We start from the raw sequence: 23218 nt of genomic DNA on the forward strand, positions 1-23218 counted from the left end.
TCACAGATGAGTCGAGACCTTCCACCCCTCAATGCGCTGCGCGCATTTGAAGCCACCGCCCGACTTGGTAGCGTAAGCCAGGCTGCCGAGCAACTGCACGTCACCCATGGCGCCGTCAGTCGCCAGTTGAAGGTGCTGGAAGAACACTTGGGCGTCAGCCTCTTCGTCAAGGAAGGTCGCGGCCTTAAACTCACAGATGCAGGCACCAGGTTGCGCGACGCCAGTGCCGAGGCGTTTGAGCGGCTGCGGGACGTGTGCGCAGAGCTGGCCCAACACAGCGCCGACGCACCTTTTGTATTGGGTTGCTCAGGCAGTTTGCTGGCGCGCTGGTTTATTCCACGCCTGGGACGCTTGAATGCTGACCTGCCTGACTTGCGTCTGCACCTGTCGGCGGGCGAAGGCGATCTGGACCCGCGTCGCCCAGGGCTGGACGCGCTGCTGGTGTTCGCCGAACCACCGTGGCCGGCGGATATGCAGGTGTACGAGCTGGCCAGCGAGCGTATCGGCCCGGTGATGAGTCCGCGATTTGCCGGCTACGCAAGCATGCGCCACGCGCCTGCTGCTGCACTGTGTGGCGAAGCACTGTTACACACCACTTCACGCCCGCAAGCCTGGCCCAGCTGGGCGCAGCAACACGGGATCGAGCCCGACGCGCTGAAGCTCGGCCAGGGTTTTGAGCATTTGTATTATTTGCTGGAAGCGGCGGTGGCAGGGTTGGGAGTGGCCATCGCGCCTGAACCGCTGGTGGCAGAGGACCTGCGAGCGGGCCGCCTGGTGGCGCCGTGGGGCTTCAGTGAAACCCCGGCGCACCTGGCGTTGTGGCTACCCAAGCGCGCCGCGGATGGGCGCGCAGGGCAATTGGCGCAATGGCTCAAGGCTGAGCTGGCGCGCCAACCGGCTTAGTCACCGCGTTTGAACAGCAGGTAAGCGGCCAGCAGGCCCAGTGCGCCTACAGCCACGCCCGCTGTGGTCCATGGGTGCTCTTGTGCGTAGTCGCGAGTGGCAACACCGGTTTCGCGAATTTTCACTTTGCTTTCTTCATAGGCGTCGCTGATCAGGTGACGGGAGTGCTTGAGGGCATTCTCGGCATTGCTTTTCAGGGCCTTCAGCGTTTTGCGCGACTCATCGGATGCGTCGTCCTTAAGGCTCTCGAGGGACTTGAGCAGGCTCGAAATCTCGGCTTCCATGCTTTCCAGCGACGCTTTGCGTAAAGAAGTGTTGGCCATGTGGACATCTCCTGAAGTGATTGAGTGGCGTGTGTAGATACCGACTGCGGCCGTTTCAGAAAGTGCATTAAATCTGAACTTTCACAGCCAAGCGGTCGCCTCAAGCAGTACGAATATTCACTGCTAGTCTTGATTGACGACCCACAGGAGAAACGCCATGAGTGATCATCACACCTACAAGAAAGTCGAACTGGTAGGTTCATCCACCACCAGCATCGAAGATGCGATCAATAACGCCCTGGCTGAAGCCAACAAAAGCATCAAGCATCTGGAGTGGTTCGAAGTGACCGAAACCCGGGGTCACATCAAGGATGGCAAGGCCGCGCATTTCCAGGTCACGCTGAAGGTGGGATTCCGAATCGCCAGTAGTTGATCGGGCGCGTGGAACTTTGACCGCTGGCCGATTGCCATAACCTGCGCTACACACAACACGTGCCGACGTCTCAAGCGTCGGCACGCTCTTTTCAACCAGCGCAAGGAAAGTATCGGATGAAGCAGTTTCTGTTAGCGGCAGGTTTGTTGAGCATCGCAGGCACGGCCCTGGCGGCCGGCAAGCCTTGCGAAGACCTCAAAAGCGAAATTGCAGCGAAAATCGACGCCAAGGGCGCTTCGGGTTATTCGCTGGAAGTGGTGGACAAAGGCGCAGCGGCCGATGGCAAGGTAGTCGGTAGCTGTGAAGGCGACACCAAGGAAATCGTCTACAAGCGCGGATAACCCGTGCTGCAGACATTCACCGACGCACTTGTGGCGAGGGAGCTTGCTCCCGCTGGAGTGCGTAGCGCTCCCTTTTTTGGGGCCGCTGCGCAGCCCAGCGGGAGCAAGCTCCCTCGCCACAGGCGCGTCGGTGTTTTTTTATCTGGAATTTAGCCCTTCATCACCTGCGCCAGCAGTTCGTAGGAATGAATCCGGTCGGCATGTTCGTACAGGTCACAGGTAAAGATCAGCTCATCGGCGCCGGTCTGTTCAATCAGCACCTGCAGTTTGGCGCGGATTTTCTCCGGGCTGCCGACCATCGCCAAGCCGAGGAAACTGCCCACCGCCTCTTTTTCGTGGGGCAGCCACAGGCCGTCCATGGTGTTCACCGGTGGGCGCTGCACCAGGCTTTGCCCACGCATCAGCGCGAGAATGCGCTGGTACACGGAGGTGGCCAGGTAGTCGGCTTGTTCATCGGTGTCAGCGGCGACCAGCGGAATGCCGAGCATGACGTAGGGCTTGTCCAGCACGGCCGAAGGCTTGAAGTGATTGCGGTACACGCGAATCGCTTCATGCATCAGGCGCGGTGCGAAATGCGAGGCGAAGGCGTAGGGCAAGCCACGTTCGCCGGCCAGTTGCGCGCTGAACAGGCTCGAACCCAGCAGCCATACCGGTACGTTGGTGCCGGTGCCCGGTACCGCGATCACGCGTTGATCGGGCGTGCGTGGGCCGAGGTAGGCCATCAGCTCGGCCACGTCTTCGGGAAAGTCATCCGCGCTGCCGGAGCGTTCACGGCGCAGGGCGCGGGCAGTCATCTGGTCGGCGCCGGGCGCACGGCCCAGGCCCAGATCGATACGGCCGGGGTACAAGCTTTCCAGGGTGCCGAACTGCTCGGCGATCACCAGCGGCGCATGGTTGGGCAGCATCACCCCACCGGAGCCGACACGGATGGTCGAGGTGCCACCTGCCAGGTAGCCGAGCAGTACCGACGTGGCCGAGCTGGCGATACCGTCCATGTTGTGGTGTTCAGCCACCCAGAAACGGTTATAGCCGAGCCTTTCCACGTGCTGGGCAAGGTCCAGGGAATTATGCAGTGACTGGGCCGCACTGCCATTGGCGCGTACGGGCACCAGGTCGAGTGCCGAGAATTTTACGTCGGACAGTGATTTCATAGCCTGCTTCTCCAATAGGGGCGCAGGCTTCTTAGACGAACCAAAACCTGCCGCTTCATGTGCATATACCAAGCAATAAGGGCATATACCCGAGATTCAATAGCAGTCGTGAAATTTCCTACTTAATTGGTAGGTTTTTCCGACAAGTGAACTTTGCCGCTGCGTCTATCCTCAGAAGCTTACTGACGCAAAACCACCGTTCGAGGAGAAAGCTATGAGTATCGTTAAAAAGGCATCCGCGCATTGGGAAGGCGATCTGAAGACCGGCCTGGGCTCCATTTCCACCGAGACTGGCGTGCTGCGCGAAGCGCCTTACGGTTTCAAGGCCCGTTTCGAAGGCGGCAAGGGTACCAACCCTGAAGAATTGATCGGTGCGGCCCACGCCGGCTGTTTCTCCATGGCGTTTTCCATGATCCTCGGCGATGCTGGCCTCAAGGCCGACAGCATCGACACCCAGGCCGAAGTGACCCTCGACCAGGTCGAGGGCGGGTTTGCGATTACCGCGGTGCATCTGATTCTCAAAGCCAAGATCCCTGGGACCAGCCAGGCGCAGTTTGACGAACTGAGCAAAAAGGCCAAGGAAGGGTGCCCGGTGTCCAAGGTGTTGAATGCAACCATCACCCTGGATGCCACGCTGGTTAACTGACACACCTTCCATGTAGGAGGGGGCTTGCTCCCGATAGCGGTATATCAGCCCCCAAGCACTGGCTGACTACTCGTTATCGGGAGCAAGCCCCCTTCCACATTTAGTTCTGCGTTAAATCAGAACTCGTGTTTCATAGATGTGGTCCTATAGCCTATGCAGCCTTAGCCGCACATCCGTGCGAATGCATTCAGGGAGCTACACACATGAAACGTTTTGCCTTGGCAATCATCTGCGGTGTATTGGCCACTTCGGCCGTGGCCGCGCCAAAAGATTGTGAAGAGCTTAGGAAGGAAGTTGAGGTAAAGATCCAGGCCAAGGCGATCCCGTCCTACACCCTGGAAATCATCACTGCCGAAGAAGCCAAGAACCACGACAGCGCCATGATTGTCGGCTCGTGCGAAAACGGAACCAAGCGCATCCTCTACCAGAAAAACAACGACTGATCAGATGCAGTTCACACTGCGCTCTTCGGCCAGCAACTGACGCGCCGAGTCATACAGGCGGATGTTGGGCGTGAAGGCCAGTGAGCGCCCTTCCAGTACGTAGCGTTGCCCGGCCTGGAAGCGGTCGTACTGCAAGGTCATGAAGCAGGTTCGATACATCATCTGGCTGAGTCCTCCCAACCCACCGCCGGCGGGCACTTCGAAGTCGAAGCGCACCATCAGTTCGTGGGGCCCGGGTGGCATCTGGAAATAACGCCCGTCGTCGAGGTTTTTCCCGTCCAGCCGTTGCGCCATGAGCAATTTGGCGCCCGGTGTTGGCGTGGTGAAGTCGACCCAGGCCTGCTGCGGGTCGACGGCTGGGATGGGTGTCGATGTACAGGCGCTGAGGAACAGCGCGGCTACCGGAAACAGAAACTGGCGCATGGCAGGTACTCAATGCGAGAAGGTATTTTGAGTATAAACACGCCATCACGTGGAAAATTCAAATTCATTTCAAGCGCATCAGCCTGGCGGATACGCCACTTGGGAGCAGTCGCGGCATGATCAGACGTTTTCTTGCAGGGCTGACGGCTGTGCTGCTTGGCGGCTGCTCCAGCGTCAGTTATTACGGCCAATTGGCGAGTGGCCAGTGGCACCTGCTGCGGGCGCGAGAACCGGTGGCCGAGGTTGTCGCCGACCCCGCCCGTCCTCAACGGTTGCGCGAGCATCTTGCTCAATCCCAGAAAGCTCGCACGTTCGCCAGCCAACAATTGCACTTGCCAGACAATCAGAGTTACCGGCTCTACGCCGATATTGGCCGGCCCTATGTGGTGTGGAATGTCTTCGCCACGCAGGAGTTTTCTCTGTCGCCTGAAAACCATTGCTTCCCCATCGCCGGTTGCGTCGCCTACCGCGGCTATTACAGCCAGGGCGCAGCGCGCGGCGAGGCGGCGTTGCTGCGCCAACAAGGCATGGACGTGTCGATTGGCGGCGTCGAGGCCTATTCCACGTTGGGCTGGTTCAACGACCCGATCATCAGTTCGATGATGAACTGGGGCGACGAGCGCCTGGCGACATTGATCTTTCACGAACTGGCCCACCAGCGTTTCTATGTGAAAGACGATACTGAATTCAATGAATCATTCGCCTCCTTCGTCGAGCAGGAAGGTACGCGTCAATGGCGGGCGGCCCGTGGCCTGGCGCCCGTCGGTGATGCAGCGTTGCAGCAGCGTGACCAGTTTGTCCGGCTGATTCTCGATACCCGCAAGCGGTTGGAAAACCTCTACGCCCAGCCTCTGCCCGCCGCGGCAATGCGCCAGGGCAAGGCGGCAGAGTTCGAGCGTTTGCGCAACGACTACCAGCAACTGCGCGACAGCCAATGGGGCGGTGACAAGCGCTATGACGCCTGGATCAACCAGCCGATGAACAACGCACGACTGCTGCCTTTCGGACTGTATGACCAATGGGTGCCGGCGTTTGCCGCATTGTTTCGGCAGGAAGGCGCAGATTGGGTCAGGTTCTATGGGGCGGTGCAGGCGTTGGGCGCGTTGGCTGCGCCAGAGCGCAAGGCCCATCTGCGGCAGTTGATGGACGAGCACCAGGGGATCGCCGCTGAGGCGCCTGGAGACAAGTGATATTTACGTATCGCACGGCTCTGAGACGCGGTCATTAAAGTTTCCTGACCTCCACCGTCTCAGGTTTACCTCATGTCTCTGCCCCTGCATCAGAACACCCCAACGTTAACGGCGATCGATCCTCGCGGGTTGGCTGTGCGCACGGTCGCTTATTACCGACCGACTGCCCAGGTCGAGCTTGAGGCGCGTATCAGTCGTCAGGTGTTTAGCGCTTCGGGTTTCGTCGTGCAGCAGTACGGGCCACGTCAGCGGGCAGATGAGGCCAAAGGGATGAAAAAAGCCTGTCACGTGACGGTCTACAGCCTTGGCGGCCAACCAATCTCCAGCGATAGCACGGATGCAGGCTGGCGCTTGACGTTACTGGGGGGCGCGGGTCAGTGGCTGCACAGGTGGGACGCTCGCGGCGCCCACCGTCAGTGCAGTTATGACGCTTCGCTGCGGCCCGTGGCGGTGTATGAGCAAGCGGCCAATGATTCATCTGAGCGCTGCGTAGAAAGGCTGGAATATGCAGGATATTCAACGGCTGAGGCGGTGAATAATCGCTGTGGCCGGCTGGTGTTGCATGACGGCCAGTGCCTCAGAACGCGCTTTGAGGTGTATGGGCTGCAGGGTCAGGTATCAAAGCAGGGGCAGCGTTTTCTTCGGCAGAGTGCGGCGGTCAACTGGCCGTTGGAAGCCACACAGCGAGAAGCTTTATTGCAGGAAGAAGACTTCGTGACGTCTTGGTGCTTCAGTGCGCTGGGGGAAGAGCTTGAGCAGGTAGATGCGAAAAACAACCTAAAAGACAGTCGTTATGGACGCATGGGTGAGCTGCTGGAAGTGGGTATTACCCTGGCGGGTGGTGCTCGTCAGGTCATCGCGACGGGGGCCGACTACAACGCCAGTGGTCATTTGATAACGCAACGCGCTGGCAGCGGCGTGGTAAGCGAGTGGCGCTACGACGCACGCAGTCAGCGGCTGCAGCGCTTATTGACCTATCGCAGCGGGGCAAGGAAAGAGCTGCTGCAAGATTTGACCTACACCTACGACCACGTCGGCAATGCAGTCGAAATCGTCGACGCAGCCCAACCAGTCCAATGGTCGAGCAACGCCCAGGTCAGGGCTGTCAGCCGCTATGAATATGACACGTTGTATCAGCTGATCCGCGCCAGTGGACGAGAGAATGCGCACAATAGCGCCGGACCGGGTCTGCCAAGGCGGGTGACTTTCGGCGCCGCAGATGATAGCCAATGGCGCAACTACACCCGGACCTATACCTATGACGCCAATGGCAACCTGCAAAGGCTGCAGCACGTGCCTAGCAGTGGCAGCGGCTACACGCGGACGATGAAGGTTGCGACGCTCGGCAACCGAAGCCTGCCGAGTACAGGCCCCTTGATCGAGTCGCCCGGATTGGACGAGGGCTTTGACCTTAATGGCAACCAGCAGCAACTTGAGCGTGGGCAGACCCTGAACTGGGATGTCTCCAACCGATTGGCCAGTGTTGCCTTGGTGGTCCGTGAGAATGCGGCCAACGATGAAGAGCTGTACGGCTACGATGCCTTCGGTCGACGGGTGATAAAAAGTTGCTTATCCCGGGCGCGTGCCCTCACTCATCGTGCGCAGGTGTTTTATCTGCCGGGGCTGGAAGTACGGCGCGACAGTGCCAGTGGCGAATGGCTGAATGTCTTGAATATTGAAGTCGGTCGTTACAGCGTGCGGATACTTCAATGGGAAAAAGGTCGCCCTGCCGAACTTGCGAACCATTCCATTCGTTGCAACCTGTCGGATCACTTGGGCAGCAGCACCCTGGAATTGGATGAAAAGGCCCTGCTGATCAGTCAGGAAAGTTACTACCCATTTGGCGGCACCGCAGGGTGGGCAGCGAGAGGTGCCATTGAGGCAAGCTATAAAACGCGCCGTTACAGCGGCCAGGAGCTCGATGCTACTGGGCTGTATTACTACGGGTTGCGTTACTACGCCCCCTGGTTGCAGCGTTGGATCAGCCCGGATCCGGCAGGCACAATTGACGGGTTGAATCGATACCGGATGGTGCATAACAACCCGATGAACAGGGTTGATCGCCAAGGAATGATTACGTCCTTGCCCACCGACTGGAGTTCGGCAGGTCGAGGCAGGTTGCCGAGCCTTGGGCACAACGTGGCCCAGGGCGCTGCACAGGGCTTGGTACTGGGCGGGGTTGCTGCGCTAGGGGCCAAGCTGACGGGCGTCGTGGGGGCGTCGGTCGCCTTTGGCGCGGTCGTTGCGGGTGGCGTAGGTTTAGCCGCGGCACGCAACGTTTCGGATGAAATCCGTCATTCATTGTGGGTAGGGTCACCCAGTTATCAAAAGCTCGTAGCGGGTGCGGAGTCGGCTTCTGTGCTGCTGAATGCAGCGTATGCGGCGATCAATGATCCTGCTAACGCAACTGAGCTGAATCAGTTGAACGCATTGTTTTTTGGGGCGACGCAGGGCGCGAGCAATCTAAGGGAAACGATGTCTGCCGTTAGTTATTACCATGACAACTTACACCGCATAAGTGTCATGGAGCACCATGAAGGCCGGACGACGGTAGAGGCTATTTCAGCCAGAGGCACCCTGGAGTCCGGCAGGCTGACGATGCCAGGCTTGAAGCGACTGATGTATTTTCAGCGCGACTTTCTGGAACGCTCTTGCGTCGAGGCAATCGCTCATACCTTCATTCATGAAGTCACCCACAGCGCACTCGCTACCCACGATGAAGGCGGTAGTTCGGCCACCGAGGAGACGTTGTCGTCCTACTTGAGTCGACTACGCAGTGAGAGGATTTCACTGGCCACCAGTGCAGAGGCCAACACCCATTATTTTTCCTTGCTGGCCGCCTTGCACCTCAACAAAGCCGACTATCTGCGCAGAAAAAACAGGCTGACCAGTGAAATATCCGCTCACCGTGCAAGCTCACCGACGGCAAGTGCTGCGGTGCGCAGACGCAGGCCTTGAAAGACAACGTGGCCGGTTAACGGTGGCGCATGAACGCCTGGTGCAACTCGGCCACTGTTTCAAAGTGGCAGGTCGGCGCCTCGGCATGCAGCTCTTCAAAGCTGCCAAACCCATACCCTACCGCCACCGAATCCAGCCCGTTGCTGCGCGCGCCGATCAGGTCATGCTTGCGATCACCAATCATCAAGGTGCTGGACGGGTCCAGCCCTTCTTCACGCACCAAGTGGGCGATCAGCTCAACCTTGTTGGTGCGTGTGCCATCCAGCTCGCTGCCGTAAATCACCTTGAAGTGCTTGGCGAAGTCGAAATGCCGCGCGATCTCGCGGGCGAATTCCCACGGCTTGGAGGTGGCCACATACAGCTGGCGGCCCTGGCTGTTCAGTTCTTCCAGCAAGGGCATTACGCCGTTGAACACCTGGTTTTCATACAGTCCGGTGACCCTGAAGCGCTCGCGATAGAAATTCACCGCTTCCCACGCCTTGGCCTCGTCGAAGCTGTAGAACTGCATGAACGCTTGCAGCAGCGGCGGGCCGATGAAGTGTTCGAGTCTGGTCAGGTCCGGCTCATCGATGCCCAGTTTGCCCAGGGCGTACTGGATCGAACGGGTGATGCCCTCGCGCGGGTCGGTGAGGGTGCCGTCGAGGTCGAACAGGACGGTGGGGTGGTGCAAGGTCATTGGTCGAATCCTTGCGCGATGTGCAGGTCTTTGAGCTTCACGTAGTTCGCCGCGCTGTAGGTGAAAAAGGCACGCTCCTTGTCGGTGAGTGGGCGGACCTGTTTAACCGGGCTGCCAACGTACAAAAAGCCGCTGGCGAGTGTCTTGCCCGGCGGCACCAGGCTGCCGGCCCCAATGATCACGTCATCCTCCACCACGGCACCGTCCATCACGATGCTGCCCATGCCGATCAGGATGCGGCTGCCCACGGTGCAGCCGTGCAGCATGACTTTATGGGCGATGGTCACGTCGTCGCCGATCAACAGCGGGAAACCGTCCGGGTTGAACGGGCCGGCGTGGGTAATGTGCAGCACACAGCCGTCCTGCACGCTGGTGCGTGCGCCGATGCGGATGCGGTGCATGTCGCCGCGAATCACCGTCAACGGCCAGACTGAGCTGTCGGCGCCGATTTCAACATCGCCGATCACCACCGCCGAAATATCGACAAAAGCCCCGGAGCCCAGGGTGGGCGTGTGGTTCTGATAGGTGCGAAGGGTCACGATAGCCTCTCTCTCTTGTACTGATAGCTGCGGTGGGTGTTGATTGTAATTAAGATGCCCCCATCTTTGTCTCATCTGTTTCTTCAGCCAAGGTGCCAACCGTGAGCGCGAACAATCCTCTTCTGCAGCCCTACGACCTGCCGCCGTTCTCGGCGATCCGTGCCGAGCATGTCCAGCCGGCCATCGAACAGATTCTTGCCGATAACCGTGCGGCTATCGCAGACATCCTGCAAAGCCAGGGAAAAAATCCGACATGGGCGGGCCTGATTCTGGCCATGGACGAGCTGAACGACCGCCTGGGCGCCGCCTGGAGCCCGGTCAGCCACCTCAACGCCGTGTGCAACAGCGCCGAGCTGCGCGAAGCCTATGAGGCGTGCCTGCCGGCATTGAGCGCCTATTCCACCGAGATGGGGCAGAACCGTGAACTGTTCCAGGCCTTCGAAGCCCTGGCCAACAGCCCCGAGGCCGCCGGGTTCGATGTGGCGCAGAAAACCATCCTCGAACACTCGCTGCGCGACTTCCGCCTGTCGGGCATTGATTTGCCGCCAGAGCAGCAAAAGCGCTACGCCGAAGTGCAAAGCAAGCTTTCGGAGCTGGGCAGCAAATTCTCCAACCAGTTGCTGGACGCCACCCAGGCCTGGACCAAGCACGTCACCGACCAAGCCTCCCTTGCCGGCCTGACCGATTCGGCCAAGGCGCAAATGGCTGCCGCCGCCCAGGCCAAAGGCCTCGATGGCTGGCTGATCACCCTGGAATTTCCAAGCTATTACGCGGTAATGACCTACGCCCAGGACCGTGCGCTGCGTGAGGAAGTCTACGCGGCCTACTGCACGCGCGCGTCGGACCAAGGCCCGAATGCCGGCCAGAACGACAACGGCCCGGTGATGGAGCAGATCCTCGACCTGCGCCAGGAACTGGCACAGCTGCTGGGCTACGCATCGTTCGCCGAATTGAGCCTGGCCACCAAAATGGCCGAGTCCAGCGACCAAGTGCTGAGTTTCCTGCGCGACCTGGCCCAGCGCAGCAAACCGTTCGCGACCCAGGACCTGCAACAGCTCAAGGCCTACGCCGCCGAGCAAGGGTGCGCCGACCTGCAAAGCTGGGACAGCGGCTTCTACGGTGAAAAACTGCGCGAGCAGCGCTACAGCGTGTCCCAGGAAGCCCTGCGCGCCTACTTCCCGATCGACAAGGTACTGAGCGGCTTGTTCGCCATCGTCCAGCGCCTGTACGGCATCGAAATCGCCGAGCAGAAAGGCTTCGACGCCTGGCATCCGGACGTGCGCCTGTTCGAGATCAAGGAAAACGGCCAGCACGTCGGCCGCTTCTTCTTCGACCTGTACGCCCGCGCCAACAAGCGTGGCGGTGCCTGGATGGACGGCGCCCGCGACCGTCGCCGCAAGATCGACGGTGTGCTGCAGAGCCCGGTGGCTAACCTGGTGTGCAACTTCACCCCGGCCGACAGTGGCAAGCCTGCCCTGCTGACCCACGATGAAGTGACCACCCTGTTCCACGAGTTCGGCCATGGCCTGCACCACCTGCTGACCCGCGTCGAACATGCCGGCGTGTCCGGTATCAACGGCGTGGCCTGGGATGCGGTGGAGTTGCCGAGCCAGTTCATGGAGAACTGGTGCTGGGAGCCTGAAGGCCTGGCGCTGATTTCCGGCCACTACGAAACCGGTGAGCCGCTGCCGCAGGACCTGCTGGAAAAAATGCTCGCGGCGAAAAACTTCCAGTCCGGCCTGATGATGGTGCGCCAGCTGGAATTCTCGCTGTTCGACTTCGAATTGCACGCCACCCACGGCGACGGTCGCAGTGTGGCGCAGGTGCTTGAAGGCGTGCGCGATGAGGTCTCTGTGATGCGGCCACCGGCCTACAACCGCTTCCCGAACAGCTTCGCGCACATCTTCGCTGGCGGTTATGCCGCGGGTTATTACAGCTACAAGTGGGCCGAAGTGCTGTCAGCGGATGCCTTCTCCAAGTTCGAAGAAGACGGCGTGCTCAATGCCCAAACTGGTCGTGCCTTCCGTGAAGCGATCCTCGCACGGGGCGGTTCTCAGGAGCCGATGGTGTTGTTCGTCGATTTCCGCGGACGTGCACCGTCAATTGACGCACTCTTGCGCCACAGCGGCCTGAGTGAGGACGCGGCAGCATGAGTGAAGGGCCTGTGATTACCAAAAAGCAATTTATCGCCGGGGCGGTCTGCCCGGCGTGCAGCGAGCCGGACAAGCTCAAGATGTGGACCGAAGACAACGTGCCGCACCGCGAATGTGTGGCCTGTGGTTATACCGATACGCTCAACGACCAGGGGCTGTCGGTGCCCAAGGAGTTGGGCACGCGGGTCAATACGTCGGCACTGAAAGCACCGGCGGACCCGAAGGTCCAAGCGGTGCAGTTCTTCCCCAATCCCAAGCTCAAGAAAGAGTGAGTGGCAGCGGGAGCGAGTACGCTCGCTCCCGCCGTTGCAGTCACTTGCTGTCCTTGACCGTTGTAGTGATCCAGCTTTTCATCGAGCACAGCGCAAACGCGCTGGTGCTGCAGTCGCCGTTCGCCAGGGCTGCGCGCAACTTGTCGACATCGGCCCCCATCATGTAGCGAACACCGTCCTTGAAGCCGTTGCTGCTGCCAAAGCCGCCCAGGGTCATTTCGTTCAGCGCCTCTTCCTTGCTCCATCCTTGAATCACCACGCGGTACATCGCGGCCATCAACCCTGTGCGGTCAGAGCCATGCTTGCAGTGCATCAACACCGGGCCGCTGGCCTGAGCCTGTTGAATCGCCCGCAGCGCCGCCAGCACGTCGGAATCTTCGACATGGTTGGTGCGATAAGTGATCTGCACCTCTTTGATACCCGATGACTTCAGCCAGGGCGAATCAGGCTCCGGCAGAAAGTTGATCACCGTACCAATCTTCAATTTCTCCAGCACCGGCACGGCGTCACCGTCGAGCAAAGCGCTGCGGTAGAGCGTGGGCGTCATCTGGTGCAGGTTGTATTGATCGCTTACCGGCTGCGCCCACTCAGGCGAGCGAATCGAGGAGGCGCTTTGCGCGTGGGCGTCGACACTGGTCAACAGGGTCATCAATGCCAAACCAAGGGCCGGCAGCAAGCGAATCTTGAACATGGGGACGTGACCGATCAGGGCAATGTTGATGGCGCACAGAGTCGTCCCCGGGGGGTGAATGAGGTGTGAGGTGCTCGTCAAAGAATCGTGAACCCTTGGGTCTGATCCGGTGTTTTTGTCACCGAGGCCAGCCTCTCAATGCTTAGCCTGCTATCATTTGTAACTATTGTTTGCCACAGTGCCGTAACTTTGGATCCCATTGCTTGGCAAATCATCACGCTGCTCCCAGAAGCGGCTGATCAATCCGTGACCACATGATGAGGTGCACCCATGTCTGATCAAGATCAAGACAACCCCCGGCGTGACTTTCTACGCAAATCCTTGACCTTGATCCCGGTGGTCACGGTTGCCAGCACCGGCCTTGGCGGTTCGATGCTGATGGCGACACCCGAGCCTGCCCAAGCGGCGCCCGCCAAGCCCGCGGTCAGTGACAAGGCGTATGAGCCAACCTACTTCACCGCCGAGGAGTGGGCGTTCATCAACGCTGCCGTCGAGCGTTTGATCCCCGCCGATGCCCAGGGCCCAGGTGCTCTGGAAGCCGGCGCTGCGGAGTACATCGACCGTCAGATGAACACGCCGTACGCCAGTGGCGCGCTGTGGTTCATGCAAGGCCCGTTCAACGCCGATGCCGCGCCGGAAATGGGCTGGCAGAGCAAATTGGTGCCTAAAGAGATCTATCGCCTGGGTATCGCCGCGACGGATGCGTGGTCGAAGGCGTTCAACGGTAAGGCTTTTGCTGCGCAAGACAGCGCTACCCGAGACGATATGTTGCGCCGCCTGGAGGCGGGAGGCAGTGAAGTGAGCGCGCACTTCGAGGCGGTGCCGGCCAAGATGTTCTTCAACCTGTTGTTGCAGAACACCAAGGAAGGCTTCTTCTGCGACCCGATTCACGGTGGCAATAAAGGCATGGTCGGCTGGACCATGATCGGTTTCCCTGGCGCTCGCGCCGATTTCATGGACTGGGTGGAGCGCAACGAGCAATACCCCTTTCCGGCTGTTTCCATTCGCGGCGAGAGGGCATAACCGTGGCGACCATCATGAAGAAAGTAGACGCGGTGATCGTGGGCTTCGGCTGGACGGGCGCGATCATGGCCAAGGAACTGACCGAAGCCGGCCTCAACGTGGTCGCGCTCGAGCGCGGCCCGATGCAGGACACCTACCCGGACGGCAGCTATCCCCAGGTCATCGACGAATTGACCTACAGCGTGCGTAAAAAACTCTTCCAGGACATCTCCAAGGAGACGGTGACCATTCGCCACAGCGTGAATGACGTCGCCCTGCCCAACCGTCAGCTTGGCGCCTTCTTGCCGGGCAATGGTGTTGGCGGTGCCGGCCTGCACTGGTCGGGCGTGCATTTTCGCGTCGATCCCATCGAGCTGCGCATGCGCAGCCACTACGAGGAACGCTACGGGAAGCATTTCATTCCCAAGGACATGACCATCCAGGACTTCGGGGTCAGCTACGAAGAGCTGGAGCCGTTTTTCGACTACGCGGAAAAAGTCTTTGGCACGTCCGGCCAGGCCTGGACCGTCAAAGGCCAGTTGGTGGGTGAAGGTCGTGGCGGTAACCCGTATGCACCGGATCGCTCGAACCCGTTCCCTCTGGAGTCGCAGAAGAACACCGTCTCCGCACAGCTGTTTCAGAAAGCGGCGGCAGACGTAGGTTACAAACCCTACAACCTGCCGTCAGCCAACACCTCGGGGCCCTACACCAACCCTTATGGTGCGCAGATGGGGCCGTGCAACTTCTGCGGTTTTTGCAGTGGCTACGTGTGCTACATGTACTCCAAGGCGTCGCCGAACGTGAACATCCTGCCGGCGCTGCGCCAGGTGCCGAATTTCGAGTTGCGGCCCAATTCCCATGTGCTCAAGGTCAACCTCGACAGCACCCAGAAGAAAGCCACCGGTGTGACCTATGTCGACGGCCAGGGCCGCGAGTGCGAGCAGCCGGCGGACCTGGTGATCCTCGGCGCGTTCCAGTTCCACAACGTGCGCCTGATGCTGCTGTCGGGCATCGGCAAGCCTTACGACCCGATTACCAACGAAGGTGTGGTGGGCCGCAACTTTGCCTACCAGAACATGGGCACCATCAAGGTGTTTTTCGACAAGGACACCCACACCAACAACTTCATCGGCGCTGGTGGCAATGGCGTGGCCATCGATGACTTCAACGCCGACAACTTTGATCACGGCCCCCACGGCTTCGTGGGCGGTTCGCCGATGTGGGTCAACCAGGCGGGCAGCCGGCCGATTGCCGGCACTTCCAACCCGCCGGGCACGCCGGCCTGGGGCAGCGCGTGGAAGCGCGCTACCGCCGACTACTACACCCACCAGGTGTCGATGGACGCCCACGGTGCCCATCAGTCCTACCGGGGCAATTACCTCGATCTGGACCCGGTTTACCGCGATGCCCACGGCCTGCCGCTATTGCGAATGACCTTCGACTGGCAGGAAAACGACATCAAGATGAACCGCTTCATGATGGAAAAAATGGGCAAGGTCGCCCAGGCCATGAACCCCAAGGCCATTGCGGTGCTGGGCAAGAAAGTCGGTGAGCATTTCAATACCGCGGCGTACCAGACGACCCACCTCAACGGGGGCGCGATCATGGGCACCGATCCGAAAACCAGCGCGCTGAACCGTTACCTGCAGAGCTGGGATGTGCACAACGTGTTCGTCCCGGGGGCGTCCGCTTTCCCACAAGGACTGGGCTACAACCCTACCGGTCTGGTGGCGGCGCTGACCTACTGGTCGGCCCGTGCGATCCGCGAGCAATACCTGAAAAACCCCGGCCCGCTGGTTCAGGCATAAGGAGCGATGACCATGAAAGCACTCGTTATCGCCTCTCTGGCGCTGTTCAGCAGTTGCTCGGTGAGCGCGGCTGAAGCCGAGCTGATCAAGCAAGGTGAATACCTGGCCCGCGCCGGTGACTGTGTGGCCTGCCACACCGCCAAGGGCGGCAAGCCATTCGCCGGCGGCCTGCCGATGGAAACCCCCATTGGGGTGATTTATTCCACCAACATCACGCCGGACAAGACCGGCCTTGGCGACTACAGCTTCGAAGACTTCGACAAGGCCGTGCGCCATGGCGTCGCCAAGAACGGCAGTACGCTTTACCCGGCGATGCCCTACCCGTCTTACGCGCGTGTCAGCGACAGCGACATGCAGGCGTTGTATGTCTACTTCATGAAAGGCGTCGAGCCGGTGGCCCAGGAGAACAAGGACAGCGATATTGCGTGGCCGTTAAGCATGCGCTGGCCCCTGGCGGCGTGGCGCTGGATGTTTGCGCCGGCTGTTGAAGAGCATCCGGCACAAGCCGCCGCCGACCCTGTGGTCAGCCGTGGCGCTTACCTGGTGGAAGGCCTCGGCCACTGCGGTGCGTGCCACACCCCGCGCGCCCTGACCATGCAGGAAAAAGCCCTGAGCGCCACTGACGGCGAGGCATTTCTGTCCGGCAGCGCGCCGTTGGAGGGCTGGATTGCGAAAAGCCTGCGCGGCGATCACAAGGACGGCCTCGGCGGTTGGAGCGAAGAGCAGTTGGTGCAATTCCTCAAGACCGGGCGCAGTGATCGCAGTGCGGTGTTTGGCGGCATGAGCGATGTGGTGGTGCATAGCATGCAGTACATGTCCCAAGACGACCTGACCGCTATCGCCCGCTACCTCAAAAGCCTGCCGGCGGTGGACCCCAAGGATCAGCCGCACCAGTACGACAAGCAAGTGGCCCAGGCGCTGTGGAAGGGCGATGACAGCAAGCCGGGCGCCTCGGTGTACATCGACAACTGCGCGGCCTGCCACCGGACCGATGGGCAAGGTTACACGCGGGTGTTCCCGGCGCTGGCGGGCAACCCGGTGCTGCAGACGGCGGATGCCACGTCGATGATCAACATCGTGTTGAACGGCGGCACCTTGCCGGCAACCCACGCCGCGCCGTCGACCTTCACCATGCCGGCATTTGCCTGGCGCCTGTCGGACCAGGAAGTGGCGGACGTGGTCAGTTTCATCCGCGGCAGCTGGGGCAACCAGGGCGCGCCCGTGAGTGCCAGTGACGTGGCGGACCTGCGCAAGAGCGACATGCGCACCACCTCGGGTGACGACTTGGGGCAGGTCACGCAAAAGCACTGACCGCCAAACGGCACTGGTCATAAACCTCGCGCCTCGATACTGTATATAAAAACAGTATCGAGGCGCTTTCATGACCACCGCACTGCCACCCCGTGGCCGGGGCACGGCCACCAACCTGCATAACCGTTTCGCGCCTACCGTCAGCGTGGCCGAAGACGACGGCTGGTTTCAGGAAGTACCGCCCACCCAGGGCACCGAAGTGCGTATCGAAACGGCCAAGACCATCATCACCCGCAATAACTCGCCGGACCTGCCCTTCGATCGCTCGATCAACCCGTATCGTGGCTGCGAGCATGGCTGCATCTACTGCTATGCACGGCCCAGCCACGCCTATTGGGACATGTCGCCGGGGCTGGATTTCGAAACCAGGCTGATCGCCAAGAGCAACGCCGCCGACGTGCTGGAGCAACAGTTGTCCAAGCCGGGGTACGTGTGCGCGCCGATCAACCTGGGCTCCAATACCGACCCGTACCAGCCCATCGAGCGCGAATACAGGATCACCCGGCAAACCCTGGAAGTGCTGCTGCGCTATCGGCACCCGGTGACCATCATCACCAAGGGCTCCCTGATTCTGCGCGACCTGGACCTGCTCGCCGAGCTGGCCAGGCAACGCCTCGTCGCCGTGATGATCAGCCTCACCAGCCTGGACGATGAACTCAAGCGCATCCTGGAGCCGCGCACGGCGGCGCCCAAGGCGCGCTTGCGGGCGATACGGGTGATGCGCGAAGCGGGTATTCCGGTCGGCGTGCTGTGCTCACCGATGATTCCAATGATCAACGACAGCGAACTGGAAAGCCTGCTCGCCGAGGCTCATGCCGCAGGTGCGCAGAGTGCCGCGTACATGATGCTGCGTCTGCCGCTGGAGGTGGCGCCGCTGTTCGAAGAGTGGCTGGCGGCGCATTACCCGCAGCGCGCGGCCCATGTGATGAGCCTGGTACGCCAGGTGCGTGGTGGTGCGGTGTATGACAGCCGCTTCGGCGTGCGCATGCGCGGCGAAGGGCCTTTTGCCGATTTGCTCGCGCAGCGTTTCAGCAAGGCGATCAAGCGTCTGGGGCTCAATCGCCGTGAAGGCTTCGATCTGGATTGCACGGCGTTTTGTCCACCGGGCAGGCAAATGGCATTGTTGTAGACTGAACAGGATAAATGCGAAATGCCTGTAGGAATAGTCGCGTTTTGACATCACTGAAACCCGCGATCTAGAGCGGTTCATTCAGTTTGAGTTAAGTTTCGATGGGTACCTTGTTCAACGAGTGACCAATGAGTCGGCGCCCTGGCCGGTGGAGCTTTTCCAACTATTCCACTACCCAGGCGTCGAACTGACCTGAACACTTCCCCTGCATTGATCAAGAGGATGAATCATGAGTGATAAGGATAAACAGCCGTTGGCTGCGTCGGCTTCAGCCCCTCAGGTGGCGGAAACCGCCGATGCAGCGCTGCAGCACATCGTAGACGGCTTTTTGCATTTTCATCACGACGTCTTCCCCCAGCAGGAAGAGCTTTTCAAGAAACTGGCCACGGCCCAGAGCCCGCGCGCGATGTTCATCACCTGCGCCGACTCGCGCATCGTGCCTGAGCTGATCACCCAAAGCTCGCCTGGGGATCTGTTCGTGACCCGTAACGTGGGTAACGTGGTGCCACCCTATGGCCAGATGAACGGCGGTGTGTCCACGGCCATCGAGTACGCGGTACTGGCACTGGGCGTGCAGCACATCATCGTGTGCGGGCATTCCGATTGCGGCGCCATGCGTGCGGTCCTCAATCCCGACAGCCTTGAGAAGATGCCTACGGTCAAGGCCTGGTTGCGTCATGCCGAAGTGGCCAAGACCATGGTCCACGACAACTGCGACTGCGCCAGTGAAGGCGAGAGCATGAAGGTGCTGACCGAAGAGAACGTCATCGCCCAGTTGCAGCACTTGCGCACCCACCCTTCCGTGGCATCGCGCATGGCCAACGGCCAATTGTTTATCCACGGCTGGATCTACAACATCGAAACCAGCGAGATCCGAGCCTACGACGCGGACCAGTCGGCGTTCCGACCGTTGGGCGGCGAAGGTCCGATTCCATCCGCGACGCCTAAAGCGCGCTTCTAAACACACTTCCCTGCCGGGTAAAGCGGTGGCTGCCATGGACGCAGCCAGGCTTTACCGCGCCCGGCGAATGCCTCGGGAGAGTCATCATGCGTGCTGCTCAATTGAAAGCTGTTTTGCCTCGGGAGCTGCTCGCCTCCGTGGTGGTGTTTCTGGTCGCCCTGCCCTTGTGCATGGGCATCGCGATCGCGTCCGGCATGCCGCCGGCCAAGGGCTTGATCACTGGGATCATCGGCGGTCTGGTGGTGGGCTGGCTGGCGGGTTCTCCGCTGCAGGTCAGTGGCCCTGCCGCCGGGTTGGCGGTGTTGGTATTCGAGCTGGTGCGCCAGCATGGCATGCTGATGCTGGGGCCTATCCTGTTGCTGGCGGGTTTCCTGCAGTTGGTGGCCGGGCGCCTGCGCCTGGGCTGCTGGTTCCGTGTGACGGCGCCAGCGGTGGTGTACGGGATGCTGGCGGGGATCGGCGTACTGATTGTGCTGTCCCAGGTGCATGTGATGCTCGACGGTGCGCCCAAGCCTTCGGGGCTGGATAACCTGGCGGGCTTCCCGGCAGCCTTGATCGAAGCGATTCCCACCCTTGGCGGCGGGCTTGGCTGGCAGGCGGGCTTGCTCGGTTTATCCACGATGCTGGTGATGTACCTGTGGGATAAATTGCGCCCGCAAAAATTGCGCTTCGTGCCAGGGGCTTTGCTGGGCGTGGGCCTGGCGACGGTGACCAGCCTGGTGCTGGCATTGCAGGTCAAGCGTGTGCAAGTGCCGGAAAACCTGTCCGATGCCATCGATTGGCTGCGCCCCAGCGACCTGCTCAACCTGGCTGACCCGCAGTTGCTGATCGCCGCATTCGCCGTCGCGTTCATCGCCAGCGCTGAAACGCTGCTGTCCGCCGCAGCGGTTGACCGCATGCACAGCGGGCAGCGTTCGGATTTCGACAAGGAACTGTCCGCTCAAGGCGTGGGCAACATGCTCTGCGGGTTGGTGGGTGCGTTGCCGATGACCGGCGTGATTGTGCGCAGTTCGGCCAACGTCCAGGCAGGCGCTACCACGCGCTTGTCAGCGATGTTCCATGGCCTGTGGCTGCTGGGCTTCGTGCTGCTGCTGTCGAGCGTGCTGCAGAGCATTCCGGTGGCGAGCCTGGCGGGTGTGCTGGTGTATACCGGGATCAAGCTGGTGGACGTGAAGGCGTTCAAGGCCTTGGGGCGTTATGGCCGGATGCCGATGTTCACTTACGCGGCCACCGCGTTGGCGATCATCTTCACCGACCTGCTGACCGGTGTGCTGGTGGGCTTTGGGCTGACGCTGGTCAAGCTGGCGTTCAAGGCATCGCGGCTGAAAGTCAGCCTGATCGATCTGCCCCGGGACGGCGAGATGGAGTTGCGACTGATCGGTGCGGCGACCTTCCTGAAAGTGCCGGCGTTGACCCAGGTGCTGTCGACGGTGCCGGCGGGAACCACCGTGCATGTGCCGCTCAATAACCTGAGTTATATCGACCACTCCTGCCTGGAGTTACTGGAAGAATGGGGAAGGGCCAATGCGGCCAAGGGCTCGAACCTGGTGATCGAGGCGCGTGGGTTGAAGCGACGGTTGGAAGGTCGGATAAGGACCACTACGGGGATAGGCTCCGCACCCTCCACCTGACCAAACCGGATAAAAATGTGGGAAGGGGCTTGCCCCCGATAGCGGTGGATCAGTCGAAATCTCTTTGGCTGATACACCGTAATCGGGGGCAAGCCCCCTCCCACATTGGTTCTACGTTTGATTCGAGATTTAAACGGGCTGATCCAGCGCCAGTTCAACCCCAAGCTGGCGCGACAGGCACGGCCAGCGCTTCCACGCGGCTTCCGTCTGCGGGCTTTTCAGCTGTTCGCGATAGGTCTCGACCGACTCCAGGGCAAAGCTCTCCTCGTTAAGCATCTCATCCACCGCCAGGTGCACGGCCTCATCCAGTTGATTGGCAAAGTTCTCACCGATCAATTGGTGGGCAATCAGGTTGGCGACGGTGGTATCCGCCGGAATCAGCGGCTGGCCGAAATGCTTGATGTACAGGTCGTTGACCTCCTCCACCAGACGGTGGGCCAGGTAGGCCTCGTCCAACAGGCCATCCAGGCCTTCGTGGCCCGCCAGAATCGCCGGCGGTTGCAGGAAGAAATGCTCGGCAATTTTCAGCACTGGCTTGATCTGGCTTTCGATTCCGGCTTCGCGAGCCACATCGTTGGCGGCTTCGAGCAAATCGGGGACGAGGTCGATGTACGCGGTGACAAAGCGGGTCATGACAATGTTGCGATCACCCTCGGCCAGGGAAATGGCCGAATGCAGGTGCGGCAATTGTTTTTCCAGTTGCTGGGCCAGTTGGCCGGTCGTGGCTTCGTGTTGATGGGCACGGGAAATCTGCTCGCGCAATGCGGCGGTGTTCATGAAGGCTCCAGTCATGCAGGCGTAGGAAAAGGGAGAGGATAAGGTAGCTCGTTTATACGAGCGCTTAAGACGCATTTGTCATAATTATTTCATGGTTATACGGAGACGTTATATCGGATTGCCATCGTTCGTCGGATAAACGATTCCGCAACCGATTTTATTGGGCCCATCCGTCTGTTTTCACTCATTCGCCCCTACACATTGCGGGGTCGCTACGGCTGTCTATACTCGGATTTGTACGCAATTAGCTGATGACGCCCAACTGCATGAAGCAGGCAAGGCTTGGCGGTTGTAAGCAGTATGGAAGCCGCTCCCTTCGCCGCAGGTGCAAACCGGCGGGATAACAAGAAACATAAAGGGGAACCCGCAATGACGCGACATCCACACGTTTGGATGGGCTTACTGTTGTGGTCAGTATTCGGCCAGGCCCACGCGGCCTGGACAACGAATATGGCGCCAGGGGCTACTGAAGTCAGTCACGCCGTGTTTGACCTGCACATGACCATTTTCTGGATCTGTGTGGTGATCGGCATCGTGGTGTTTGGCGCGATGTTCTGGTCGATGATCCTGCATCGTCGGTCAACCGGTCAGGTAGCGGCCAAGTTCCACGAGAGCACCACAGTGGAAATTCTCTGGACCGTCGTGCCGCTGCTGATTCTGATAGCCATGGCCATTCCAGCCACCAAGACGCTGATCAACATCTACGACAGCAGTGAGTCGGATATCGATATCCAGGTCACCGGCTATCAGTGGAAGTGGCACTACAAATACCTGGGCCAGGACGTGGAGTTCTTCAGCAACCTCGCCACACCCGCCGAGCAAATCCATAACCAGGCCACCAAGGGCGAGCACTATCTGCTGGAGGTCGACCAGCCGCTGGTGCTGCCGGTGGGCGCGAAGGTGCGCTTTTTGGTGACCGCCGCTGATGTGATTCACTCCTGGTGGGTGCCGGCCTTCGCGGTCAAGCGCGACGCCATTCCCGGTTTCGTCAACGAGGCCTGGACCCGTATCGAGAAGCCCGGCATCTATCGCGGACAGTGCGCCGAGCTATGCGGCAAGGACCACGGTTTCATGCCCATCGTGGTCGAGGTCAAGTCCAGGGCCGACTACGACACCTGGCTCGGCGAGCGCAAGCAAGAGGCGGCCAAGCTCAAGGAGCTGACCTCCAAGGAATGGACGCTGGACGAACTGGTGGCCCGCGGCGACAAGGTTTACCACACCACCTGCGTGGCCTGTCACCAGGCTGAAGGCCAGGGCCTGCCGCCGATGTTTCCGGCGCTCAAGGGCTCGAAGATCGCCACCGGCCCTGCCGCTGATCACCTGAACCTGGTGTATCACGGCAAGCCGGGTACCGCGATGGCCGCGTTCGGCAAACAACTCTCGGAGGTCGACATCGCCGCTGTCGTGACCTACGAACGCAATGCCTGGGGCAACAACAAAGGCGACATGGTCACGCCCAAAGACGTGCTGGCCATCAAACAGGCAGAAAGCAAATGACAGCCATCCTTGCCTGCGTC

23 protein-coding genes are annotated in these 23218 nt (G+C 60.3%); 16 read left to right on the forward strand and 7 right to left on the reverse strand.

The genetic code is table 11. The annotated features are described in order from the left end of the window. Positions 1 to 6 precede the first annotated feature (6 nt). Positions 7 to 903, forward strand: a complete 897-nt coding sequence (locus SC318_RS00330) for a LysR family transcriptional regulator (protein ID WP_320429188.1) — start codon at positions 7 to 9, stop codon at positions 901 to 903. On the opposite strand, the gene SC318_RS00335 is transcribed toward SC318_RS00330, so the two are convergent. Next, positions 900 to 1226, reverse strand: a complete 327-nt coding sequence (locus SC318_RS00335; RefSeq protein WP_320429189.1) for an ElaB/YgaM/YqjD family protein — start codon at positions 1224 to 1226, stop codon at positions 900 to 902. The genes SC318_RS00330 and SC318_RS00335 overlap by 4 nt on opposite strands. A gap of 157 nt (positions 1227 to 1383) precedes the next feature. Here SC318_RS00335 and SC318_RS00340 point away from each other — a divergent pair, with 157 nt between their 5' ends. Further along, positions 1384 to 1599 carry a dodecin gene (locus tag SC318_RS00340; RefSeq protein ID WP_005783406.1) on the forward strand — a complete coding sequence of 72 codons (216 nt, stop codon included), beginning with the start codon at positions 1384 to 1386 and terminating at the stop codon, positions 1597 to 1599. Between the two features lie 116 nt (positions 1600 to 1715). Continuing rightward, the gene (locus tag SC318_RS00345; RefSeq protein ID WP_320429190.1) at positions 1716 to 1940 is read left to right on the forward strand and encodes a DUF1161 domain-containing protein; all 225 of its coding nucleotides are present in this window, start codon (positions 1716 to 1718) and stop codon (positions 1938 to 1940) included. A 149-nt stretch (positions 1941 to 2089) separates the two neighbouring features. Here SC318_RS00345 and SC318_RS00350 read toward each other — a convergent pair whose 3' ends face one another. Beyond that, the gene (locus SC318_RS00350) at positions 2090 to 3091 is read right to left on the reverse strand and encodes an LLM class flavin-dependent oxidoreductase (protein WP_320429191.1); all 1002 of its coding nucleotides are present in this window, start codon (positions 3089 to 3091) and stop codon (positions 2090 to 2092) included. 214 nt (positions 3092 to 3305) lie between these two features. Between SC318_RS00350 and SC318_RS00355 the strand changes: the two genes are divergently transcribed. Continuing rightward, positions 3306 to 3737, forward strand: a complete 432-nt coding sequence (locus SC318_RS00355; RefSeq protein ID WP_320429192.1) for an OsmC family protein — start codon at positions 3306 to 3308, stop codon at positions 3735 to 3737. A 203-nt stretch (positions 3738 to 3940) separates the two neighbouring features. After that, on the forward strand, positions 3941 to 4180 hold the full coding sequence (locus tag SC318_RS00360; RefSeq protein WP_320429193.1) for a DUF1161 domain-containing protein: 240 nt from the start codon (positions 3941 to 3943) through the stop codon (positions 4178 to 4180). Here SC318_RS00360 and SC318_RS00365 read toward each other — a convergent pair whose 3' ends face one another. Further along, positions 4181 to 4603, reverse strand: a complete 423-nt coding sequence (locus tag SC318_RS00365; protein WP_320429194.1) for a PA0061/PA0062 family lipoprotein — start codon at positions 4601 to 4603, stop codon at positions 4181 to 4183. It lies immediately after the preceding gene. A 116-nt stretch (positions 4604 to 4719) separates the two neighbouring features. Between SC318_RS00365 and SC318_RS00370 the strand changes: the two genes are divergently transcribed. Together SC318_RS00370 and SC318_RS00375 are read left to right on the forward strand one after the other, a co-directional pair. Then, positions 4720 to 5793: an aminopeptidase gene (locus tag SC318_RS00370; protein ID WP_320429195.1), complete on the forward strand. Its 1074-nt coding sequence runs from the start codon at positions 4720 to 4722 to the stop codon at positions 5791 to 5793. Between the two features lie 72 nt (positions 5794 to 5865). Continuing rightward, entirely contained in the window at positions 5866 to 8751 is a 2886-nt protein-coding gene (locus tag SC318_RS00375) for an RHS repeat domain-containing protein (protein ID WP_320429196.1), read from the forward strand. A gap of 16 nt (positions 8752 to 8767) precedes the next feature. On the opposite strand, the gene SC318_RS00380 is transcribed toward SC318_RS00375, so the two are convergent. Continuing rightward, positions 8768 to 9427: an HAD family hydrolase gene (locus SC318_RS00380; protein ID WP_320429197.1), complete on the reverse strand. Its 660-nt coding sequence runs from the start codon at positions 9425 to 9427 to the stop codon at positions 8768 to 8770. Further along, on the reverse strand, positions 9424 to 9966 hold the full coding sequence (locus SC318_RS00385; protein WP_124384469.1) for a gamma carbonic anhydrase family protein: 543 nt from the start codon (positions 9964 to 9966) through the stop codon (positions 9424 to 9426). The genes SC318_RS00380 and SC318_RS00385 overlap by 4 nt, the downstream gene beginning before the upstream one ends. Positions 9967 to 10067: 101 nt before the next feature. Here SC318_RS00385 and prlC point away from each other — a divergent pair, with 101 nt between their 5' ends. Both prlC and SC318_RS00395 read left to right on the forward strand, forming a co-directional pair. Further along, the gene (gene prlC / locus SC318_RS00390; protein ID WP_320429198.1) at positions 10068 to 12119 is read left to right on the forward strand and encodes an oligopeptidase A; all 2052 of its coding nucleotides are present in this window, start codon (positions 10068 to 10070) and stop codon (positions 12117 to 12119) included. Next, positions 12116 to 12391: a YheV family putative zinc ribbon protein gene (locus SC318_RS00395; protein ID WP_012721494.1), complete on the forward strand. Its 276-nt coding sequence runs from the start codon at positions 12116 to 12118 to the stop codon at positions 12389 to 12391. The genes prlC and SC318_RS00395 overlap by 4 nt, the downstream gene beginning before the upstream one ends. A 40-nt stretch (positions 12392 to 12431) precedes the next feature. Here the strand turns inward: SC318_RS00395 and SC318_RS00400 are convergent, their stop codons facing one another. Beyond that, positions 12432 to 13082, reverse strand: coding sequence for a dual specificity protein phosphatase family protein (locus SC318_RS00400; RefSeq protein ID WP_320429199.1), 651 nt, complete (start codon positions 13080 to 13082; stop codon positions 12432 to 12434). A gap of 270 nt (positions 13083 to 13352) precedes the next feature. On the opposite strand from SC318_RS00400, the gene SC318_RS00405 reads away from it, so the two are divergent. The 6 genes from SC318_RS00405 to SC318_RS00430 all read left to right on the forward strand — a co-directional run bounded on the left by SC318_RS00405 (position 13353) and on the right by SC318_RS00430 (position 20924). Then, a complete protein-coding gene (locus SC318_RS00405; protein ID WP_320429200.1) occupies positions 13353 to 14105 on the forward strand; it encodes a gluconate 2-dehydrogenase subunit 3 family protein in 753 nt (250 codons plus the stop codon). 2 nt (positions 14106 to 14107) lie between these two features. Continuing rightward, positions 14108 to 15892: a GMC family oxidoreductase gene (locus tag SC318_RS00410; RefSeq protein ID WP_320429201.1), complete on the forward strand. Its 1785-nt coding sequence runs from the start codon at positions 14108 to 14110 to the stop codon at positions 15890 to 15892. A gap of 12 nt (positions 15893 to 15904) precedes the next feature. Further along, a complete protein-coding gene (locus SC318_RS00415; RefSeq protein ID WP_320429202.1) occupies positions 15905 to 17203 on the forward strand; it encodes a c-type cytochrome in 1299 nt (432 codons plus the stop codon). A gap of 70 nt (positions 17204 to 17273) precedes the next feature. After that, a complete protein-coding gene (locus tag SC318_RS00420; protein WP_320429203.1) occupies positions 17274 to 18332 on the forward strand; it encodes a PA0069 family radical SAM protein in 1059 nt (352 codons plus the stop codon). 229 nt (positions 18333 to 18561) lie between these two features. Continuing rightward, entirely contained in the window at positions 18562 to 19293 is a 732-nt protein-coding gene (locus SC318_RS00425; RefSeq protein WP_065886757.1) for a carbonic anhydrase, read from the forward strand. Positions 19294 to 19379: 86 nt separating this feature from the next. After that, positions 19380 to 20924 (forward strand): SulP family inorganic anion transporter, encoded by a 1545-nt coding sequence (locus SC318_RS00430; RefSeq protein ID WP_320429204.1) that lies wholly within the window; start codon positions 19380 to 19382, stop codon positions 20922 to 20924. A 129-nt stretch (positions 20925 to 21053) separates the two neighbouring features. Here SC318_RS00430 and SC318_RS00435 read toward each other — a convergent pair whose 3' ends face one another. Next, the gene (locus SC318_RS00435) at positions 21054 to 21701 is read right to left on the reverse strand and encodes a hypothetical protein (protein WP_320429205.1); all 648 of its coding nucleotides are present in this window, start codon (positions 21699 to 21701) and stop codon (positions 21054 to 21056) included. 369 nt (positions 21702 to 22070) lie between these two features. On the opposite strand from SC318_RS00435, the gene coxB reads away from it, so the two are divergent. Next, positions 22071 to 23198 (forward strand): cytochrome c oxidase subunit II, encoded by a 1128-nt coding sequence (coxB, locus tag SC318_RS00440; protein WP_320429206.1) that lies wholly within the window; start codon positions 22071 to 22073, stop codon positions 23196 to 23198. Positions 23199 to 23218: the final 20 nt, after the last annotated feature.

The sequence above is a fragment of the Pseudomonas sp. MUP55 genome (assembly GCF_034043515.1).
Lineage (GTDB): Bacteria > Pseudomonadota > Gammaproteobacteria > Pseudomonadales > Pseudomonadaceae > Aquipseudomonas.

Bases quoted from the DNA above. Each gene is read 5' to 3' on its own strand.
- SC318_RS00345 (WP_320429190.1), top strand. From the start codon at position 1,716: ATGAAGCAGTTTCTGTTAGCGGCAGGTTTGTTGAGCATCGCAGGCACG.
- SC318_RS00425 (WP_065886757.1), top strand. From the start codon at position 18,562: ATGAGTGATAAGGATAAACAGCCGTTGGCTGCGTCGGCTTCAGCCCCT.
- SC318_RS00375 (WP_320429196.1), top strand. From the start codon at position 5,866: ATGTCTCTGCCCCTGCATCAGAACACCCCAACGTTAACGGCGATCGAT.
- SC318_RS00370 (WP_320429195.1), top strand. From the start codon at position 4,720: ATGATCAGACGTTTTCTTGCAGGGCTGACGGCTGTGCTGCTTGGCGGC.
- SC318_RS00355 (WP_320429192.1), top strand. From the start codon at position 3,306: ATGAGTATCGTTAAAAAGGCATCCGCGCATTGGGAAGGCGATCTGAAG.
- SC318_RS00415 (WP_320429202.1), top strand. From the start codon at position 15,905: ATGAAAGCACTCGTTATCGCCTCTCTGGCGCTGTTCAGCAGTTGCTCG.
- coxB (WP_320429206.1), top strand. From the start codon at position 22,071: ATGACGCGACATCCACACGTTTGGATGGGCTTACTGTTGTGGTCAGTA.
- SC318_RS00350 (WP_320429191.1), bottom strand. From the start codon at position 3,091: ATGAAATCACTGTCCGACGTAAAATTCTCGGCACTCGACCTGGTGCCC.
- SC318_RS00400 (WP_320429199.1), bottom strand. From the start codon at position 13,082: ATGTTCAAGATTCGCTTGCTGCCGGCCCTTGGTTTGGCATTGATGACC.
- SC318_RS00405 (WP_320429200.1), top strand. From the start codon at position 13,353: ATGTCTGATCAAGATCAAGACAACCCCCGGCGTGACTTTCTACGCAAA.
- SC318_RS00435 (WP_320429205.1), bottom strand. From the start codon at position 21,701: ATGAACACCGCCGCATTGCGCGAGCAGATTTCCCGTGCCCATCAACAC.
- SC318_RS00365 (WP_320429194.1), bottom strand. From the start codon at position 4,603: ATGCGCCAGTTTCTGTTTCCGGTAGCCGCGCTGTTCCTCAGCGCCTGT.
- SC318_RS00360 (WP_320429193.1), top strand. From the start codon at position 3,941: ATGAAACGTTTTGCCTTGGCAATCATCTGCGGTGTATTGGCCACTTCG.
- SC318_RS00380 (WP_320429197.1), bottom strand. From the start codon at position 9,427: ATGACCTTGCACCACCCCACCGTCCTGTTCGACCTCGACGGCACCCTC.
- SC318_RS00340 (WP_005783406.1), top strand. From the start codon at position 1,384: ATGAGTGATCATCACACCTACAAGAAAGTCGAACTGGTAGGTTCATCC.
- SC318_RS00335 (WP_320429189.1), bottom strand. From the start codon at position 1,226: ATGGCCAACACTTCTTTACGCAAAGCGTCGCTGGAAAGCATGGAAGCC.
- SC318_RS00330 (WP_320429188.1), top strand. From the start codon at position 7: ATGAGTCGAGACCTTCCACCCCTCAATGCGCTGCGCGCATTTGAAGCC.
- SC318_RS00430 (WP_320429204.1), top strand. From the start codon at position 19,380: ATGCGTGCTGCTCAATTGAAAGCTGTTTTGCCTCGGGAGCTGCTCGCC.
- SC318_RS00420 (WP_320429203.1), top strand. From the start codon at position 17,274: ATGACCACCGCACTGCCACCCCGTGGCCGGGGCACGGCCACCAACCTG.
- SC318_RS00395 (WP_012721494.1), top strand. From the start codon at position 12,116: ATGAGTGAAGGGCCTGTGATTACCAAAAAGCAATTTATCGCCGGGGCG.